At 44.6% G+C, this 19,306-nt stretch carries 15 protein-coding genes; 10 read left to right on the top strand and 5 right to left on the bottom strand.

The genetic code is table 11. The features are described from left to right. Positions 1-11 precede the first annotated feature (11 nt). On the bottom strand, positions 12-548 hold the full coding sequence (locus ACH33_RS16190) for a helix-turn-helix transcriptional regulator (protein ID WP_057899932.1): 537 nt from the start codon (positions 546-548) through the stop codon (positions 12-14). Positions 549-780: 232 nt separating this feature from the next. Here ACH33_RS16190 and pcrA point away from each other — a divergent pair, with 232 nt between their 5' ends. From pcrA to speB, 4 genes are all read left to right on the top strand, one after another. Continuing rightward, a complete protein-coding gene (pcrA, locus tag ACH33_RS16185; RefSeq protein WP_057899931.1) occupies positions 781-3,027 on the top strand; it encodes a DNA helicase PcrA in 2,247 nt (748 codons plus the stop codon). A 34-nt stretch (positions 3,028-3,061) separates the two neighbouring features. Further along, complete coding sequence (ligA, locus tag ACH33_RS16180; RefSeq protein ID WP_057899930.1) at positions 3,062-5,068, top strand: NAD-dependent DNA ligase LigA; 2,007 nt, start codon at positions 3,062-3,064, stop codon at positions 5,066-5,068. A 199-nt stretch (positions 5,069-5,267) separates the two neighbouring features. Then, on the top strand, positions 5,268-6,689 hold the full coding sequence (locus ACH33_RS16175; protein WP_057899929.1) for a sigma-54 interaction domain-containing protein: 1,422 nt from the start codon (positions 5,268-5,270) through the stop codon (positions 6,687-6,689). A 140-nt stretch (positions 6,690-6,829) separates the two neighbouring features. Beyond that, on the top strand, positions 6,830-7,819 hold the full coding sequence (speB, locus tag ACH33_RS16170) for an agmatinase (RefSeq protein WP_057899928.1): 990 nt from the start codon (positions 6,830-6,832) through the stop codon (positions 7,817-7,819). A gap of 58 nt (positions 7,820-7,877) precedes the next feature. On the opposite strand, the gene ACH33_RS16165 is transcribed toward speB, so the two are convergent. After that, positions 7,878-9,926, bottom strand: coding sequence for a methyl-accepting chemotaxis protein (locus ACH33_RS16165; protein ID WP_057899927.1), 2,049 nt, complete (start codon positions 9,924-9,926; stop codon positions 7,878-7,880). Positions 9,927-10,197: 271 nt separating this feature from the next. Here ACH33_RS16165 and gatC point away from each other — a divergent pair, with 271 nt between their 5' ends. From gatC to gatB, 3 genes are read left to right on the top strand one after another with little or no spacing between them, the layout of a single operon-like run. Then, positions 10,198-10,488 carry an Asp-tRNA(Asn)/Glu-tRNA(Gln) amidotransferase subunit GatC gene (gatC, locus tag ACH33_RS16160; protein ID WP_057899926.1) on the top strand — a complete coding sequence of 97 codons (291 nt, stop codon included), beginning with the start codon at positions 10,198-10,200 and terminating at the stop codon, positions 10,486-10,488. A gap of 17 nt (positions 10,489-10,505) precedes the next feature. Further along, positions 10,506-11,966 carry an Asp-tRNA(Asn)/Glu-tRNA(Gln) amidotransferase subunit GatA gene (gatA, locus tag ACH33_RS16155; RefSeq protein ID WP_057899925.1) on the top strand — a complete coding sequence of 487 codons (1,461 nt, stop codon included), beginning with the start codon at positions 10,506-10,508 and terminating at the stop codon, positions 11,964-11,966. 16 nt (positions 11,967-11,982) lie between these two features. Further along, positions 11,983-13,422 carry an Asp-tRNA(Asn)/Glu-tRNA(Gln) amidotransferase subunit GatB gene (gene gatB, locus ACH33_RS16150; protein WP_057899924.1) on the top strand — a complete coding sequence of 480 codons (1,440 nt, stop codon included), beginning with the start codon at positions 11,983-11,985 and terminating at the stop codon, positions 13,420-13,422. A gap of 94 nt (positions 13,423-13,516) precedes the next feature. Here the strand turns inward: gatB and ACH33_RS16145 are convergent, their stop codons facing one another. Continuing rightward, complete coding sequence (locus tag ACH33_RS16145) at positions 13,517-14,239, bottom strand: EAL domain-containing protein (protein WP_057899923.1); 723 nt, start codon at positions 14,237-14,239, stop codon at positions 13,517-13,519. Between the two features lie 165 nt (positions 14,240-14,404). Then, positions 14,405-14,968 (bottom strand): site-specific integrase, encoded by a 564-nt coding sequence (locus tag ACH33_RS16140; protein WP_057899922.1) that lies wholly within the window; start codon positions 14,966-14,968, stop codon positions 14,405-14,407. A 396-nt stretch (positions 14,969-15,364) separates the two neighbouring features. On the opposite strand from ACH33_RS16140, the gene ACH33_RS16135 reads away from it, so the two are divergent. After that, the gene (locus ACH33_RS16135; protein ID WP_057899921.1) at positions 15,365-16,036 is read left to right on the top strand and encodes a GGDEF domain-containing protein; all 672 of its coding nucleotides are present in this window, start codon (positions 15,365-15,367) and stop codon (positions 16,034-16,036) included. A gap of 197 nt (positions 16,037-16,233) precedes the next feature. Beyond that, the gene (locus ACH33_RS16130; RefSeq protein WP_057899920.1) at positions 16,234-16,980 is read left to right on the top strand and encodes a sirohydrochlorin chelatase; all 747 of its coding nucleotides are present in this window, start codon (positions 16,234-16,236) and stop codon (positions 16,978-16,980) included. Positions 16,981-16,995: 15 nt separating this feature from the next. Here ACH33_RS16130 and ACH33_RS16125 read toward each other — a convergent pair whose 3' ends face one another. Beyond that, complete coding sequence (locus ACH33_RS16125) at positions 16,996-17,691, bottom strand: FadR/GntR family transcriptional regulator (protein ID WP_057899919.1); 696 nt, start codon at positions 17,689-17,691, stop codon at positions 16,996-16,998. Between the two features lie 140 nt (positions 17,692-17,831). Between ACH33_RS16125 and ACH33_RS16120 the strand changes: the two genes are divergently transcribed. Further along, entirely contained in the window at positions 17,832-19,280 is a 1,449-nt protein-coding gene (locus tag ACH33_RS16120; RefSeq protein ID WP_057899918.1) for an FAD-binding oxidoreductase, read from the top strand. Positions 19,281-19,306: the final 26 nt, after the last annotated feature.

Below are 19,306 nucleotides of genomic sequence, written 5' to 3'. Positions count from 1 at the left end.
CTCTCCCATAATTACTCTTTGCTTGTTGTGCTTTCTAATTCATAGAATTTTGTTTTCGCTTCGTCTAGATTCATACTGTAATAATGCAGTACATCTGCGCGATCGATAATACGAAGATGTCCGGTTAAGATGTGAGATTGAAGCAAATACGTTTCTCCAACTTTTTCATCTTTCCACCAGACACGTTTCCCCATCGTCTTATAACGGGCTTTTGTCTTGGCACGTTGAATCCACTCTAGCTTGGCATCCGACGGTTCTTGTTCGATGCCTTGAAAAGCAACGAGTTCTATAATCTCGACCACAGATTCACCGAACATTGCCTGAACGATTTCGCTATTGCGAAATAAAATGCCGACGAGCGAAGCGGCGGTGAAGCCTAATGTTTTTCGCTCTTTTTCCACCTGTACAAGCGTTTTTTTGGAAAGGCCGATAATATCGGCCATTTGTTCTTGCGTGAGGCGGGCTTCCGTGCGAATGAGACGCAGCTTCTCGGAAATCATTCTGTCAAACGTTTCGCGAGAAAAATGAGGGGGATGTTGCTCATTCATAGAAAACTCCTTTCAAAATGAGATGAAAAATAATCCTTATAGTGTAAATTTACACTTTTTAAGCAAAAAGTCAACATTTTTGGCTAATCTTTTTGTTTTCTTTTCTATCCTCTCACCATAAAACAAAAGGTAAAATATTAAGGTAGTAAAGAGCATCTGTATAGGTGATTGCATGGAGGACTGTTTGTTATAATGACAGGGAAACGTTTGCTTGGGAAAGGAGTCATTCGCCTTGTTTATAAATCGTGAAGATGTGTTGCAGGGGTTAAACCCGCAGCAGAAAGAAGCGGTGCTGGCGACGGAAGGCCCGCTTTTGCTTTTGGCTGGCGCAGGCAGCGGCAAGACGCGCGTACTGACTCAGCGCATTGCGTATTTGTTAAAGGAAAAAAACGTAGCACCTTGGAGTATCTTGGCGATTACATTTACGAATAAAGCGGCACGTGAAATGAAAGAGCGGATTTCGGCGATTGCCGGATCGGATGCGGAAGATATTTGGATTTCAACATTTCACTCGATGTGTGTACGAATGCTGCGCCGTGATATTGACCGGATCGGTTACAACCGTAATTTTACGATTCTGGATACCAGTGATCAGGTATCGGTTGTTAAGCAGTGTCAGAAAGAGCTTAATATTGATCCGAAAAAGTACGATCCGCGCGCGGTGCTTGGTTTTATCAGCAATGCGAAAAATGAACTGAAAACACCCGAGCAGTATGCCGGGATGGTCATGGGACCTGTTGAACAGGTGGCCCAGCAAGTATATAGCCTGTATCAAAAAAAGTTGAAAAGCAATAATTCGCTTGATTTTGACGATCTGATCATGAAAACCATTCAGCTTTTTGAAGAAGTGCCGGAAGTACTTGCGTTTTACCAGAAAAAATTCAGATATATCCATGTAGATGAGTATCAAGATACGAACCGGGCGCAGTATATTCTGGTGAAAATGCTGGCGGAGGGATACAAGAATATTTGCGTTGTTGGCGATTCCGACCAATCAATTTACCGCTGGCGCGGTGCCGATATTACCAACATCCTGAATTTTGAAAAAGACTACCCGAACGCGCGTACCATCCTGTTGGAGCAAAATTATCGTTCTACCAAGAAAATTCTAGAGGCCGCCAACAAAGTCATCAGTAACAATATAGGACGGAAACCGAAAAACCTGTGGACCGAGAATCCGGAAGGCGCTCCCATCCGCTACTATACGGCAGATAGCGAGCATTCAGAAGCTTATTATATTGTTGAAGAAATCCAAAAAGCAGTCCGCCGCGGCCGTCAGTACCGTAATATCGCAATTTTATATCGAACGAATGCCCAGTCCCGCGTGATTGAGGAAGTGTTCGTAAAGTCAGGCATTCCGTACAATATTGTCGGCGGCACAAAGTTCTATGATCGCAAAGAAATCAAGGATATGCTTGCTTACTTGCGCGTTATTTCCAATCCGGATGATGATTTAAGCCTTACTCGTATTATCAATGTACCTAAACGTGGCATTGGTGCGGGAACGGTTGAGAAAATCGCGGCATATGCGGCGCAACAGGGAATTTCGATGTACAGGGCGATTCAGGAAGTGGAACAAGTCGGATTAAGTGCGCGTTTGGCTGACGCAGTGACGAAATTCTCCCGTCTGATTGCTGAATTGGAAAGCATGCAGGAGTTTTTAAGCGTAACCGAGCTTGTGGAAGAAGTGCTCAAACGTACGGAGTATCGCGAAGAGCTTATCCGGGAAGGTACGCTTGAAGCGCGCAGCCGGCTCGAAAACATTGACGAATTCTTGTCTGTTACCATGGAATTCGAGCGGACAAACGACGATAAATCACTTGTCGCATTTCTTACCGATTTGGCTCTGGTAGCGGATATTGACAGGCTGGACGAAACGGAAGAAGACCGCGGCAATGCCGTTGTCATGATGACATTACATAGCGCGAAAGGATTGGAATTTCCAATTGTGTTCCTCGTTGGCATGGAAGAAGGGATTTTTCCGCATTCGCGTGCGCTGTTGGAAGAAGCAGAAATGGAAGAAGAACGTCGTCTCGCGTACGTAGGTATTACGCGTGCGGAGGAAGAATTGTTTTTGACGCGGGCGCTTATGCGTACATTATATGGTCAAACGAAAATGAATGCGCCCTCCCGTTTTATTGAAGAAATTCCGGAACATTTGTTGCAGATGGAGGGCATGGTGCAGGAACGGATAGCTTCCCGCTATGGCCGGACGGATCATCGGTCGGCACAGCCGCAGCGGCATGGCGTTGTCCCAATGCGTGTGCAGTCACAGAACGGAACAGTGCAAGCGGAGCGCAGCGTCAATGTGACGCTTGACTGGAAAGCTGGAGATAAAGTCCAACACAGCAAATGGGGGATCGGCACAGTGGTATCTACGAAAGGAAGCGGCCAGGATCTGGAATTGACCATCGCGTTTCCAAATCCGATCGGTTTGAAAAAGTTGCTGGCTAAGTTTGCGCCGATTGAGAAGGTGTGAGGAAAATTTATTATTTTTAAGAGAGGGAAAGTGTATGGATCGAAATGAAGCGATTCAACGAGTAAAAGAGCTGCGCAAAATCATCGAACAGCATAATTATTATTATTATGTGAAAGATAACCCGGAAATCTCTGACTATGAGTACGATCAGTTGATGCAGGAGTTAATTCATATTGAAACAGAATTTCCCGAGCTTTTAACACCTGACTCTCCAACACAGCGGGTGGGCGGTGCTCCGCTCGAATCCTTCGAAAAAGTGGAACATAGCATTCCTATGCTTAGTCTCAGCAATGCGTTTGATGAACAGGACTTGCGCGATTTTGATCGCCGTGTCCGCCAAGGGCTGGGCGTAGAGGGGCCGATTGGCTATATATGCGAGTTGAAAATCGACGGGTTGGCCGTGTCGCTCCGCTATGAAAACGGACGTTTCGTGCGCGGCGCAACGCGCGGCGACGGGCGGACAGGCGAAGACATTACACAGAATCTGCGCACCATTCGCTCGCTGCCGCTTGTGTTAAAAAAGCCGCTTACTATCGAAGTTCGCGGTGAGGCGTTCATGCCGCGTCGCGCATTTGAACGTTTGAACAAAGAACGCGCCATGCGTGAAGAGCTATTGTTCGCCAACCCGCGCAACGCGGCAGCAGGTTCTTTGCGCCAGTTGGATCCGAAGATTGCTGCATCCCGTTCGCTCGATATTTTCCTCTACTCGGTGGTAGGAGAAGACACATTGCCGGTAGATACTCACAGCGGCTCGCTTTCCATGCTGGAGGAACTTGGATTTAAAGTGAATCCTGAGCGCCGTGTTTGTGAAGGGATTGAGGAGGTCATTTCTTTTATCGAAGGCTGGACTGAGAAGCGAGGCGAACTTCCATATGACATTGATGGAATGGTTGTTAAAGTGGATCGCCTCGCCTATCAAGAGGAGCTGGGCTATACGGCGAAAAGTCCGCGCTGGGCGATCGCGTACAAGTTTCCGGCAGAAGAAGCGATTACGATTCTGCGTGACATCGAAGTCACTGTCGGGCGTACGGGTGCGATAACGCCGACGGCCATTCTTGATCCGGTGCAGCTTGCTGGAACAACAGTACAGCGAGCTTCCCTTCATAATGAAGATATTATTCGCGAGAAAGGCATTATGATTGGCGATCATGTTGTCGTAAAAAAAGCGGGCGATATTATTCCTGAAATTGTGGAGGTTAAAGTCGATAAGCGGACTGGAGATGAGCAGCCGTACCATATGCCGACGCATTGCCCGGCATGTGATAGCGAACTGGTGCGCCTTGATGAAGAAGTGGCACTTCGCTGTATTAACCCGCAGTGTCCGGCGCAAATCCGCGAGGGGATTATCCATTTTGTATCTCGTAATGCGATGAATATTGACGGTGTCGGTGAGAAAGTCGTGACCCAGCTTTATGAAAAAGGATTGGTGCGAAGCGTGGCCGATCTTTATTATCTGGATCGTGAAGAGTTGCTGAAGCTAGAGCGGATGGGTGAAAAATCGGTCGATAATATGTTAAATGCTATCGAAGCGAGCAAAAATAATTCTTTGGAGCGTTTGTTATTTGGCTTAGGTATTCGTTTCGTCGGTGAAAAAGCCGCCCGCTTGCTGGCACAGCACTTTGGCACAATGGAAGCGTTGCAGAATGCGACCGAAGAAGAGATTGTCACCGTTCATGAAATCGGGACAAAAATGGCGGAAAGCATTGTAAAGTATTTTGCCAAGCCGGAAGTGGTAGAGACAATTGAACGCCTGCGTGAGGCGGGAGTGAATATGGAATATAAGGGCCTGCGTCCGGAAGAAGTGGACGCTGATTCGCCGTTTGCGGGCAAAACGGTCGTGCTGACGGGCACGCTTGCCAGCGTGACGCGTAAAGAGGCACAGCATATGATCGAGGCGCGCGGTGGAAAAGTATCCGGCAGTGTCAGCAAGAGGACGGACCTTGTTGTCGCCGGGGAGGCGGCCGGTTCCAAACTGGGGAAAGCGAATGAGCTAGGGATTCAAGTGATTGATGAAAAGACATTCCTTGAGTGGATAAAATAGAGGAAATGATGAAAGGGCTCTGTTCCTTTAGGAAATAGAGCCCTTTTGTATTTGCTTCATTTACTTTGGCTTGTTTTAATTCATTTTTGAATAAAAATGATTGATAGTAATTCATGATTAAATCAATTCGTCGGAATGTGTAAATATAATATAATAAAGGCACAATGTTTTATGAGTGTTTTGAGGAAGTGATGGATAGATGCGAGAGAACAAAGAGAAGCTGGATGATGTTTTGATGGAACTAAAAGCCATTATCGAGACATCGACAGATAATATTGTCATTGCGGACGGAGAAGGAAATATATTACGAGTTAGCGATAATTGTCGTGAAATATACGGCATTGCACCGGAAGAGTTGTATGGAAAGAGCACGGAACAATTGGAGAAGGTAGGAATTTTCAGTCCTTCTGTTACCCGGCGTGTACTGGAAACAAAACAAAAACAGCAGCTTATTCAGCATACGAAAACAGGTAAAGTTGTTATGGCTACTGGTTATCCGGTGTTTGATAAACAAAAACAGCTTGTGCGTGTTGTCAGCTATTCTCACGATATGACTGAAATTATGGCGCTAAAGGAAAGCTTTGAGAAGTTGACGGAGCAAGTTAAGCGTTATGAAAGCGAACTTGAAGAATTGCGCGAAAAGGAAACACGCATCCCCGGCGTCATTGCTGAAAGTCCACAGATGAAACGCGTCATTACACTTGTGCAACGTGTTGCTAAGGTGGATACGACTGTATTGCTGCTTGGGGAATCTGGAGTTGGCAAAAACGTGATTGCTAAAGCGATTCACAGAAAAAGCGAGCGTAAAGCACAGCCTTTTATCGAAATAAATTGTGGTGCGATTCCAGAAGGGCTTTTGGAATCAGAATTGTTCGGTTATGCTTCCGGCTCATTTACCGGCGCCAGCAAGAGCGGAAAGCCTGGTATTATTGAATTGGCTGACAAAGGCACGTTGTTTCTGGATGAAATAGGAGAGATGCCGCTCGCGTTGCAGGCGAAGTTGCTCAAGGTCATCCAGGAGAAAAAAATTACACCTGTAGGCGACACACGCTCAAAGCAAGTTGACTTTCGTCTGATTGCTGCCACGAATCGGGACTTAGCGGAGATGGTACGCGAAGGGAAATTCCGGCAAGATTTGTACTTTCGGCTGAATGTTATACCGATTGAAATTGCGCCACTGCGTCAACGGCCGGAAGACATTCTCCCGCTTATTCGTATTTTTCTTGCGAAGTTTTCTAAAAAATACGGATTGGAAAAAAGGGTGGATGAATCGGCTGTTCAAGCGTTGCTGAATTATGGCTGGCCCGGCAATGTACGCGAAGTGGAAAACGTGATAGAACGGTTGGTGGTGACAACAGAGGAGCCCGTGATTTCAATTGAGCATCTTCCGGAGGCATTGCGTAAGGAAGCGGAGGCGGCAGAAATCCCAGTATCTTTTCCTGCTCGTAAGCTGAAAGATATTCTCGAAGAAGTGGAAGAGAAGATAATTATGCAGGCGTACAAAGAATGTCGGACTACGCATGAAATGGCGAAGCGGTTGGGAATCAGTCAGCCATCCGTCGTACGTCGGTTGCAGAAGTATAGAAAAATAAGGGATAAGGGCACGTCTATTCAAAAATGAATCAAACGCAAGGAAGATTGGGAGAGGAATTTGACGTATCCCCGGTTTTTACAAGGAAATATATAGTTGGTATGAGATTTGCTTATGAGAATAAAGCGAAGATGTGAACATATGCATAAGAAAGCTGGAGGGGATACGTCATGACAAAAAAATATGAACCGGCAAATTCATTCGAATCTCCACGTTTTTGCGGCGTGCGTACGTTTATGCGTCTGCCTTATGTTCAAACGACAGAAGACGTGGATTTCGTTGTGCTTGGCGCGCCGTTTGACACGGGTGCTTCATTCCGGGCTGGAGCACGTTTTGGCCCTGGGGCTGTGCGTGACTTTTCTATTTTATTACGTCCATATAATCCAGTGAGGAAAATCAATGTATTCGATTATTTATCTGGCGTCGACTATGGAGATCTGCCGGTCGTACCAGGATACATCGAGGAATCTTATAAAAAGATTGAAGAAGGCTTGTTGCCGATTCTTGAAAAAGGCGTCGTGCCGATTACAATTGGCGGGGATCATTCTATTACGCTTGCTGAATTGCGCGCGGTTGCTAAAGCGTATGGACCTGTCGGCCTGGTGCATTTTGATGCGCATAGCGACACATGGGATTCTTATTTCGGAAAGAAATACAATCATGGCACACCATTCCGGCGCGCATATGAGGAAGGTTTGCTTGATATGAATCGCTGTATTCAGGTCGGTATGCGTGGTGGGCTTTATGCGCCGGAAGATTTGGACGATGCGCGCAACATGGGCTTCGATGTTGTAGAAATGCATGAAGTGCAAGAGATGGGCATTCCAGCAGTCATCGAACGCATCCGCAAACGTGCGGGACACGGCCCGCTTTTCTTATCGTTTGACATTGATTTCATTGACCCGGCATACGCGCCGGGAACAGGAACGCCGGAAGTAGCCGGAGCAACAACGACGGAGGCGCTTCAATTGGTACGGGGGTTGGAAGGATTGAATTTTGTCGCGTTTGATCTGGTAGAAGTGCTTCCATCGTTTGATCATGGACAGATTACGGCCAACGCGGCTTCGAATGTCATCTTTGAATTTATTACGCATCTTGCGCTGCAGAAAAAAGTGGAACAAGAGGCGGTTGCACATGGTGAAAGTACGCAAAATCGTTGATTTATCTCGAGGGATTGAAGAAAAGAAAAGGGCAGGGAAAAAATCCCTGCCTGCTTTATTATACCTTGAATTTGCTCATTAAATCATGCAGTTCCTCTGCCATTTTCGTAAGCGTATGGGAGGCTGAAGCGATCTCTTCCATGGAAGCATTTTGCTCTTCCGCGGCCGCCGCCACGCTTTGGGTAAGCTCGGCTGTTTGTTCAGAAATGAGAGCAATTTTGCTTACTGCCTCCGTCATGTTCTCTTTTTCGGTATTGATTTGTTCTACGATCGTATTTACTTCCTTTGCATGTGCAAATACGTCTTCAGCAGCCTTCAGGATATCTTCAAATGACTGCGAAGCGCTGTCCACCATTACCATTCCCTGTTCAACTTCCGCGTTTGCTTCGTTCATCATTTCAATCGCCTGGTGGGTTTCATGCTGGATTTCGGCAATCAAATGTCCGATTTGGCCGGCTGATTGAGCGGATTGTTCAGCAAGCTTGCGCACTTCGTCCGCTACGATAGAGAATCCTCTTCCGTGCTCTCCAGCCCGCGCTGCTTCGATCGCCGCGTTTAAAGCCAGAAGATTCGTTTGCTCGGAAATAGAGGTAATCAAGGATACGATATGAGTAATTTCCTTAGATTTCTCTCCGAGCGCGCGTATGGCCTGTGCCAGTTTTTCTACACGCTGATGAATGTTATTGATTTGTTCCGTAATTTCTTTTGCGTTGTGATTGCCGTTCTCTGCTTTTTCCGCCGCTATCCTTGCACGCTCGTTTACCTGTTGAATTTCGCGCATGATACTGGTCATACTTTCTGAGATTTCAGATACTACTTTTTTTGCATCTTCTACTATCGATACTTGCTGGTCAGTGCCGCTGGCTACTTCCATCATGGACTCCGTAATTTGTTCTGTCGCTTTGCTTGTCTGTTCGGAGCCGGCCGTCAATTGTTCAGAAGTAGAGGCCACTTGATGAGTATGGGAAGCAATTTGTCCCATCATGTCTTTGAGCGTCCGCGTCATAATGTTGAAATTGCGGAACATTTGCCCGAATTCGTCCTCTGTTTTGACCTCGATGTTCTGCGTAAAATCGCCGTCGGACATCGCTGCGGACAATTGATTGACCCGCTCAATATTGTTGGTAATATAGCGACTGTATAAAAGGATAATCGCGATGGTGATAGCGATCGCAATAACAGTTGTCAAGATCAGCGCATTTACAAGAGAATGGACAGGGGCAAGTAGCTCTTCTTCTGGGATAATCAGAGCAAGTACCCAATTGTTCTCCGGAATCCTCTTGTAGTAGATTCGGTTAACACCTTGTTTATCGTTATATGTAACCATTCCGTCGTTCCCGCTTAATAAATGAGATGACGTCTGAGCAAGTGAGGAGTTCGGATCGTTTTTAATGTTGACTTTCATCATTTTATTTTTGTCGGCATCCGCCAGATACGTTCCTTTGCTGTCAAGCAGAAACGCGCGTCCTGTATCCCCGACTTTGGTTGAGTTTATCATTTTCTGCAAGCTGGCTAAGTCGATGTCGCATGTGATAATACCCAAAAACTCACGTTGTTGGCTGTAAAAGGGTACACTGACGGTTACCATGGAAGTATTGGTTACAGTATCAAAATATGGATCGGTATAGACCGCTGGTTGCTTGCTGTTTTTTCCAGTCTGATACCAATCAGTGTTTGGATAATCATATTCTGGATTGTTAAATTCCTCCGTAATCTCGATGTTATCGCCTTTACGGTGAGCATATAAAGAAAAGTATTTAACGTCAGGTTTGTATTTATAAGGTTCAAAGAAGATTCCCATTCCAAGGGTCTCCTTGTTAGTGCCTAGCGCATTTTTTAACATGGCGCTGTATTGTTCCTTCGTATAGGATAAAGCGGAAAATTCAGCGGTACGGGCTACTAATTCAGGCATTTTTTTGTGCGTGATTAAGTCTTTCTCGATTTTGTTTGTAATGCTTTGTAACTGCTGATGCATATTGGTTTCGATTTGCCCATTGATTAATGATTTGCTATAAAAATAGGTAAATAATGTGATGAATAACAATACGATGATAAAAGTGGGAAGAAGTGAAACCAGTATTCGTGTTTTGATGCTCCGAAACCTCATTTTTTGCGCCTACTCCTTTCTTAAGAAGTGTTTTTACAGTATATTTATCGGATTATTTATTACAATCTAACTATATTTTTTCTTGTGAAAGAATGATTTTCATAAATAGGATTGAAACTGGAAATATGAGGGGTTCAACGGTTTTGTAAAGCGCTCATGTGGACGGTTGGTTGCGGCTCTATAGTTTCTCTGGTATGATTTTATCTAGGTTTGCCTACCTTAGATGAGCACATAAGGCGGGAGAGAGCCAGCAGAATTAGGAGGTGGAAACATGAGCGCGATTTCGCGGAACGAAGTGGAATATGTAGCGAAACTGGCCCGCTTAAATCTTACGGAAGAGGAAGCGGTGAAATATACAGAACAATTAAACAGTATTCTTGAATTTGCAGGTAAACTGAACGAACTAGATACGACAAACGTGCCTCCGACAAGCCATGTACTTGATGTCTATAATGTGATGCGCGACGATGAAGTACGCCCGTCCCTTGAGCGCGAGGAAGCTTTGCGCAATGCGCCGGACGAAGAAGATGGACAGTTCAAAGTGCCGGCTGTTATTGAATAAGAAAGGAGGACATCCACGTGTCTTTATTTGATAAAAAGCTAACAGAAATACATAGTGAAATAGATAAAGGGGAGCTTACAGTTTCAGATTTGGTGAATGCATCATTTGAGCGCATTGGCCAGACGGAAGATAAAGTGAGAGCTTTTATCTTACTTGATGAAGAAAATGCGCGTGCCCGCGCCAAGGAGTTGGACGAGCAGCAATCCCGCGGCGAGGAGAAGGGATTGCTTTTTGGTCTGCCTGCGGGGATTAAAGACAATATTGTAACGAAGAACGTAACAACAACATGCGCCAGTAAGCTTTTGGCTAACTATAGCCCGATTTACAATGCCAGTGTGATGGATCGTTTGCATGCGGCGCAGTCTGTGATGATCGGAAAGTTGAACATGGATGAGTTTGCGATGGGTGGTTCTACGGAAAACTCTGGTTTTCACAACACATATAATCCGTGGAATCTGGAATATGTACCGGGTGGCTCCAGCGGTGGTTCAGCAGCTTCTGTTGCGGCTGGACAGGTATACTTCTCGCTGGGGTCCGACACGGGAGGATCGATTCGCCAGCCTGCGGCTTACTGTGGCGTAGTAGGATTGAAGCCGACATATGGTCTCGTATCCCGTTTCGGTCTCGTGGCATTTGCGTCTTCGCTTGATCAAATCGGACCGATCACAAAAAATGTTGAAGACGCTGCGTATGTTTTGCAGGCGATTGCAGCGCACGATCCGTTTGATTCTACGTCCGCTGATGTGGAAATTCCGGACTATATTTCGGCGTTGACAGGTGAAATTCAAGGCTTGCGCGTTGGCGTGCCGAAAGAATTGATGGGGGAAGGAATTGATCCAGAAGTAAAACAAAAAGTTACGGAAGCGTTGAAAGTGCTGGAACGACTCGGCGCCATTGTCGAAGAAGTTATGCTACCGCATACTGAGTATGCTGTACCGACATATTATATTATTGCGCCTTCCGAAGCATCCTCCAACCTTGCTCGTTATGATGGTGTACGTTACGGCGTGCGTGCGGACAATGCGGAGAATCTGATTGAGATGTATCGCGAAACGCGCAGTCGGGGATTAGGGCCGGAAGTAAAGCGTCGTATTATGCTCGGCACCTATGCGCTCAGCTCCGGTTACTATGATGCATATTACAAAAAGGCGCAACAGGTGCGCACGCTTATTAAGCAGGATTTCGACAGTGTATTTGAAAAATATGATGTGATCATCGGGCCAACTGCGCCGACAACCGCGTTCAAAATCGGCGAGAAAGTGGGCGACCCACTCACAATGTACCTGGAGGATATTTGTACCATTCCTGTAAATCTGGCCGGAATCCCGGCAATTAGTGTGCCCTGCGGTTTTGCGAGCAACGGCCTGCCTGTTGGGTTGCAGATTATCGGCAAAGCGTTCGATGAGGCGACGATTTTACGCGTCGCGCATGCCTACGAGCAAAATACGGAACATCATAAGGCTCGTCCTGAGCTGTAAAGGGGGTACATAAGGAATGGCGAAAGAATTTGAAACGGTCATCGGGCTTGAAGTTCATGTTGAGTTATCAACCAAGTCGAAAATTTTCTGCGGCTGTTCCACTGAATTTGGAGCGCCGCCGAACACGCATACATGTCCGATTTGTCTCGGTCATCCGGGTGTTCTCCCGGTTCTGAACAAAAAAGCGGTAGAATTCGCGATGAAAGCGGCGCTTGCGCTGAACTGTGAAATCTCCGAAGAAAGCAAATTCGATCGTAAAAACTACTTCTATCCGGATTTGCCGAAAGCGTATCAAATTTCACAATATGACCAGCCGATCGGCAAGAATGGCTGGATTGATATTGAAGTAAACGGACAAACGAAACGTATTGGTATTACTCGTCTGCATTTGGAAGAGGACGCGGGCAAACTTGTACACGCAGAAAGCGGCTATGCCTCTCTCGTGGATTATAATCGTGTGGGTACGCCGCTTGTCGAGATCGTATCCGAGCCGGACTTGCGTTCACCGGAAGAAGCGCGTGCATACTTGGAGAAATTGAAGGCGATCATGCAGTATTGCGAGGTTTCCGACGTAAAAATGGAAGAAGGCTCGCTGCGCTGTGATGCCAATATCAGCCTTCGTCCGGTTGGACAAAAAGAGTTTGGCACCCGCACTGAACTAAAGAATGTTAACTCATTCCGCAATGTGCAGCGCGGCTTGGAATATGAAGAAATGCGTCAGACCGAAATTTTGCGCGATGGCGGCGAAGTTGTACAAGAGACGCGCCGCTGGGACGAGGCAAAAGGCCGTACCGTTTCCATGCGCGGTAAGGAAGAAGCGCACGACTATCGTTATTTTCCGGATCCGGATTTAATTAAATTAAAAATTAGCCGCGAATGGGTAGAACAAATTCGCGCTACCATTCCGGAATTGCCGGATGCGCGCAAAGCCCGTTATATTTCCGAATATAGCTTGCCGGAATACGATGCTGGCGTTATTACAATGTCTAAAGACATTTCCGATTTCTTTGACGCTGCCGTGAAAACGGGGGTAGACGCCAAAGCTGTATCCAACTGGATAATGGGCGAAGTCATCGGTTATTTGAATGCCAATGAAGCCGAAATGAAAGACATTAAAATGACTCCAGAGCAACTGGGGCAAATGATTAAGCTGATTGACAAAGGCACGATTAGCACGAAAATCGCGAAGAAAGTGTTCAGAGAAATGATGGAAACCGGTAAAGATCCGGAGAAAATCGTCGAAGAACAAGGTCTTGTGCAAATTAGTGACGAAGGCGCGATTAAGCAGATGGTGGATGAAGTGATCGCCAACAACCCACAGGCGGTGGCAGACTTCAAAGCCGGCAAAGAAAAAGCTATCGGTGCGCTGGTTGGTCAGGTAATGAAGGCATCGAAAGGCAAAGCGAACCCTGGACTTGTCAACCAGTTGCTGCGCGATGCGCTGGCAAAAATGTAATCGAGTAGAAAAACACGGCCAAGCTTATTGAGAGCTTGGCCGTGTTTTTTCTTAGAATGTTAGGGAAGTCCATCATTTTTATCATAAGAGAATGTTATAAAATGGAAGGTTTATCTAATAAATATCCCTGGACTATTGGTACATGCAGTACCTTAGCGATGGCCAAGTCCTCCGCTTTTTCGATCCCTTCTAATATTAAGACGATTTCCTCGTTACAGTAATCAATTAAAGATTTAATAAGGTTTTGTTTCTTTTCACAATTCGACAGGTTATGGGAGAAGTATTTGTCTAATTTAATAAAATCCGGTTCTAGTTCTATAAGGTGCCGCAGAGAATAAAATCCTTTTCCTACATCGTCAAGAGCGATTTGAAAGCCCTGTTCTTTTAACGAATAAATCGCTTTTTTTATAAGGCTAAAATCCGTTATTTCTTCTTGTTCATTAATTTCAAATACGATATTTTTTGTTTTAAATGTGAAAATGGACGTTACTTCGTTTAGAAATCTGGTGAATTCAGGATGGATTATGGTTGATGGAAATATATTTATAAATAACTTTGACTCAAATCCTTTGCGTTTTCTCCAATATGTTGCTATTGCATGGAAAATAGATAATATATCTAGTTCATATAATTTTTGATATTTTTTAGCCAAAAGAAAAAAAAGTTCAGGGTTATTTACTTGTTCAGTCCGAAAAAAAGCTTCATAACCGTATATTTTCCAATTGGAAAGATTATAAAGAGGTTGGTATAGATGATAAAACATTTTTTTTGAAAGAATCGTATCTAAATCTTTTTCTGAAAATTTGATATTATCCATAAGTTCCCCGCTTCTTTTTTACTAAAAATAGTATTTGATTCGTAGCAAAATATAAAACAAATTAGTCTTTTTGTTAGATTTTTTGACAAAATTATCTATTACCTTTTATTATAAAATGTTATTTTATAAAATCCATACCTTATTAAAAAAAAATGAAATTAATGGTTACAAAGAGAATTCTTCCAAGGCTTTACTTACCATTTCATCATTAATTCCAATGTATCGCAACGTAATCGAAGGACTGGAATGACCAAAAATATATTGTAACATTGCAACATCTTTCGTTTTTTGGTAAAAGTGGTAGCCAAATGTTTTTCTTAATGTATGAGTTCCGATGGGCCCTTCTACTCCGCAAGCTTTTGCTGCAGTATGTATAATTTGCCACGCTTGAATCCTGCTAATAGGGCGCTCCCCTTTTTGCGAAGGAAAAAGATACTCTGAATCTGCCATTTTTCGCGTATATCTATCAATCTCCCTTCTCAACGTCTCATTTATAATCGTTTTTCTTATGTTTTTTGTTTTCTTCTCTTTGATAATTAAATAGTTGGTATATTTAACATCCATAACCCTAAGAGGTAGGATATCACTAATTCTTAAGCCTGAATTAATCCCAAAAGTGAATAGTAGATAATTCCTGTATGAGCGGTGTAAAAGATACTTTTTTATCTCCTTGATTTTTTCAATATCACGGATCGGTTCTACTGTATTTGCTCCTTTTTTTACTGCCATAAAAATCACTCCAGAATGTAAGATTTAATTTAATTTTTTATTCAATATGTTAAATTGTTCTTTTGGCTTTTATTATCTAAAAAACGAACAAACCCTTTAAAATCAATCATTTAGCTTATCTCATTTTAAAGAATATAAAATCTAACAAAAAGACTATTTTGTTTTAAACTTGATTCATTCATCAACTTAATATTCTTTCAATTAAATAATAAAGTGTGTAAATTAAACAGTTCATTTATGAACAGCTCCAAAAGTCCTGTTGCGCCAACTGTTTTCTAAAGTTGGCGTTTTTTATAGAATGACTCAGTCCTATAAAAATCAGATGACTACCATGCAAACGTCGAAATATCAAGTCAGATGTATATAAAAGCAGAATGATAAAGGAGGAATTTTGATTTGAAGCAATATACTGGAAGATTACTTTTGTCTTTTTTATTTTTGGCTCATTCACTTATATGGATCTATTACCTTTATATAGGTAATCATAGTAAAAAGATGGATATATTTGTGATGTTTGTCACTTATTTTTCACTTGTTATTTTTTGGTATATGGGTAAAAAGTATGATGAGTACAAATTTTTTTCTGAAAAGGATTATCTAACAAACTCGTACAATAGAAGATTTCTTTATAAAATCTTTCCTAAAATGGTAAAGAAGTCAAGGCGGAGTCAGGAGAAGATAAACCTGTTTCTTTTAGACGTTGATAATTTTAAAGATATTAATGATACAAAAGGACATAAATATGGTGATTTAACTTTAAAAAGTATTTGTGCTTCATTAGTTAGCAAAAAAGGGAAAGGAGAAGTCGTAGTTAGGTGGGGAGGCGATGAGTTTGTTCTTCTCATTCCCTGTACAGAAAAAATCGAATCCCACAAGGTGATAAAGCGAATTAGTAATCATATTCATCCGCTTTCTAAAAAATGGGGGATTGATCTTTCTGTTTCTGTCGGTTCCGCAGTTTATCCTGATGACGGGAAAAGTCTTGATGAATTAATTCAAAAGGCGGATCAGAATATGTATCATTATAAATTTCAACTCAAATACGGCAAAAGTCCCCTGCCTCTATAGGCGGGGGAGAAATGCCGCTTCTCTGACTCTGGAGGCTAATCGGCAAGCCTTGAACGATGTCACTCAGGTGGCTTTTGAGAAGAGGAGAGAAGAAATTTGAATAAAGAGAGCACCCTGCGCGTTTCATCTTGAAAATTTTATAATATCGTAGTAATATACCCATTAAACCAATTAATTAAATCGGAGTTTGATGAAAAATGAAGCAGGGTGTACTTGTGATTAGCCATGGTTCCCGTAATAGAACATGGGTGGCAAAAGTAGAAGAATTGCTACAACAGGTTCATGCTGCGTGTCCATTGGAGGTTACGTTCCTCGACATGGTAGAAGGTCGCACCATTGGAGAAGGAATGAAAAGGCTAGAAGCGCAGGGAGTAGAAGAAATTATCGTGGTTCCGTTGTTTGTTTCAAGCGGCAGTACACATTTGCAGGAAATTCGCTATGCACTGGGCTTCACTTCTCATCTGGATATTAAGACATGGCGACATCCCCTGTCAATCGGAGCACGAGTGATTTGGACAGAGCCAATGAATGACCACCCAAAAATCCGGGAGTTGCTCCATGATCGTGTCCGCGAGTTTTCCGTCCGTCCATCCGAGGAAATGCTTATGCTGGTTGCGCACGGTAGCGATGTGCCTGGTTTTAAAGAACGCTGGCAACAGATGCTCGAAGGCCTCGGTTCCACCTTGTGTTGCGAACTTGGTTTGAAGGGAGCTGTATATGCGACCATTCATCCCGATACGATCGCAAGCCGTGCCAGGACAGCATCCGGTGAAGGCCGTCTTATCGTGGTGCCTGTGTTTCTCAGTCCTGGCTATTATACAGAAAAAGCGATTCCAAAAAGGCTGGCCGGAATCCCGCACCGCTACAGCGGCAGAGCATACCTTCCGGATCAACGCGTCGTGCTCTGGCTTGAAGAAACAATTGCCGCCCATCTTAGAAGATAGGCGGCTCTTTTTTGGCTACAGCAAGCCTGCTTCTAGCGCTTTTTCGACGCGGGCCAAATGTTTTTCAGTCATACGGCGCGCTTTTTTGGGGTCTCGGCTGCGTATGGCTTCAAAGATTTCCGAATGCTCCTGGTACAGTCGGGTGGAAGAACCGTCTTTGCTGTAAAGCCAAAGGTTCCGGTAGTCACGGATGGTCTGGTTCATCGCTTCTGAGATGCTTTCCATTATATTTCTGAGAAACGGATTTTTGGTGGCGTGTGCGATCGCCATATGGAATTGGATATCGTAAATGCGGCCCATTTCTTCGTTGTCTCTTGAAATCATCATATTATCCAGAATTTCACGTAACGTTTTTTCATCATGTTCGTCATGGTGTAGTGCCGCGAGTTCGGCGCAGCCGGATTCAATAATTTTACGGACTTGGAGAAGATGTGTAAGCTCTTCCCGGTTACTGATGAGAAGCGCGGGGAGCGCTTTAAGCGCGTCAGTCGCGTCCTGCTTCACGAATGTTCCTTCTCCTTGCCGCGATTCGATCAACCCGCGCGCTTTTAACTGGCTGAGCGCTTCGCGGATGGTTGATTTTCCGACTCCATATTGTTCGGCCAATTTATCAATTGTTTTAAGACGGGCGCCTGGTTGCAGAATTCCTTCTTCGATCATTTTCTGCAAATCGTCCGCCACAACCTGATAGCTTTTTTTGATTAAACTCATGCCTTTTCGTTTCTCCTTAGAAAAAATTCTTGTCACTAAAAGTATGTACCTTCTTTTATACTCTACAAAACTTTTAAAAAGTATGGTAGACTAAACATCAAATTCATCTGATGACCTGCTGATTAGAGAGGGGAAACAATATGGATCAACAGATAAAAAGCGAGTTGCGAAGTATCGTCGGTCAGAATTATTTTTTGGATTCACCAAATGAACTATACGTGTACTCGTATGATGCTACGCCGCTCTACCAGGCGATGCCGGATGTGGTGTTGATTCCAGCCTGTGTGGAAGAAGTATCAGCGATTATGAAAGTGGCGAACAAGCACCGGATTCCGATCGTATCGCGCGGATCGGGCACGAACCTGTGTGGCGGTACGGTTCCTGTTGAAGGTGGCATCGTATTGAATATGAACCGTTTAAACGAATTTAAAGAAATCGATCAAGAAAATCTTACCGCCACATTTGGGCCAGGCGTGATCACGGCCGATGTCCACAAAGCGGTGGAAGCGGTTGGACTTTTCTATCCGCCAGATCCAGGCAGTATGCGCATTTCCACTATGGGCGGGAATGTAGCTGAGTGCGCGGGCGGTATGCGCGGTTTGAAATACGGAGTAACGAAAGACTATGTGATGGGGCTTGAAGCGGTATTGCCGAGCGGAGACGTGTTACGTGTCGGCGGAAAGAACGCAAAAGACGTGGCCGGATACGATGTAACGAAGCTGCTCGTTGGCTCGGAAGGAACGCTGGCTGTCATTACGGAAATCACCGTAAAATTATTGCCACTTCCGGCCGCAAAACAAACGATGGTGGCCTATTACAACGACCTGGCGGCGGCTGCGCGAACCGTGCAGCGCATTATTGCCTCCAAAATTATTCCGGCGACCATGGAATTTCTGGATCAGGCGACCATGACGGTGGTCGAGGATTTTGCGAGAATTGGTCTACCGCTTGACATGAAAGCGATGCTTATCATCGAGCAGGACGGTTCCGAGTGGCAAGTTGAACACGATATGAAGCGAATCGCGGACATTTGCCGGGCTGAAGGCGCCACAGAAGTCCGTACCGCTCAGACGGTGGAGGAAGGAGCGAGTTTAATGGCGGCCCGCCGCTCGGCGTTATCCGCGTTGGCGCGCGTGAAGCCGACCACCATTCTGGAAGACGCGACCGTACCACGCGCGAATCTGGCGGCCATGGTCGAGCAGATAGAAAATATCGCACAGAAATACGGCGTACAGATTTGTACATTTGGTCATGCGGGAGATGGCAATTTGCACCCGACATGTCTTACGGATGAGCGGGATAAAGAGGAGATTCACCGCGTTGAGCAGGCGTTTGAAGAAATTTTTCATACCGCCATTCAGCTGGGCGGAACGATCACGGGTGAGCACGGCGTAGGCATGGCGAAAGCCGGTTACCTTGATTTGAAATTCGGTCCGGTTGGTATGGAAGTGATGAAACGGATTAAAGAAGCGTTTGACCCGAACGGCATTATGAACCCAGGAAAAATCTTTGCAAAAAGCACGAGAAGAAGGGTGGTTGTAAAAGGCGATGGCTGCGGATACAAACAATGCGAGCACACTCATAGCTGATACATTAAGCACAGCGCCAGCTTGTG

Source organism: Aneurinibacillus sp. XH2 (genome assembly GCF_001439585.2).
GTDB lineage: Bacteria > Bacillota > Bacilli > Aneurinibacillales > Aneurinibacillaceae > Aneurinibacillus > Aneurinibacillus thermoaerophilus.
The sequence above is the reverse complement of the archived record's forward strand: the minus strand, read 5'-3'. Positions and strand labels throughout refer to the sequence as shown.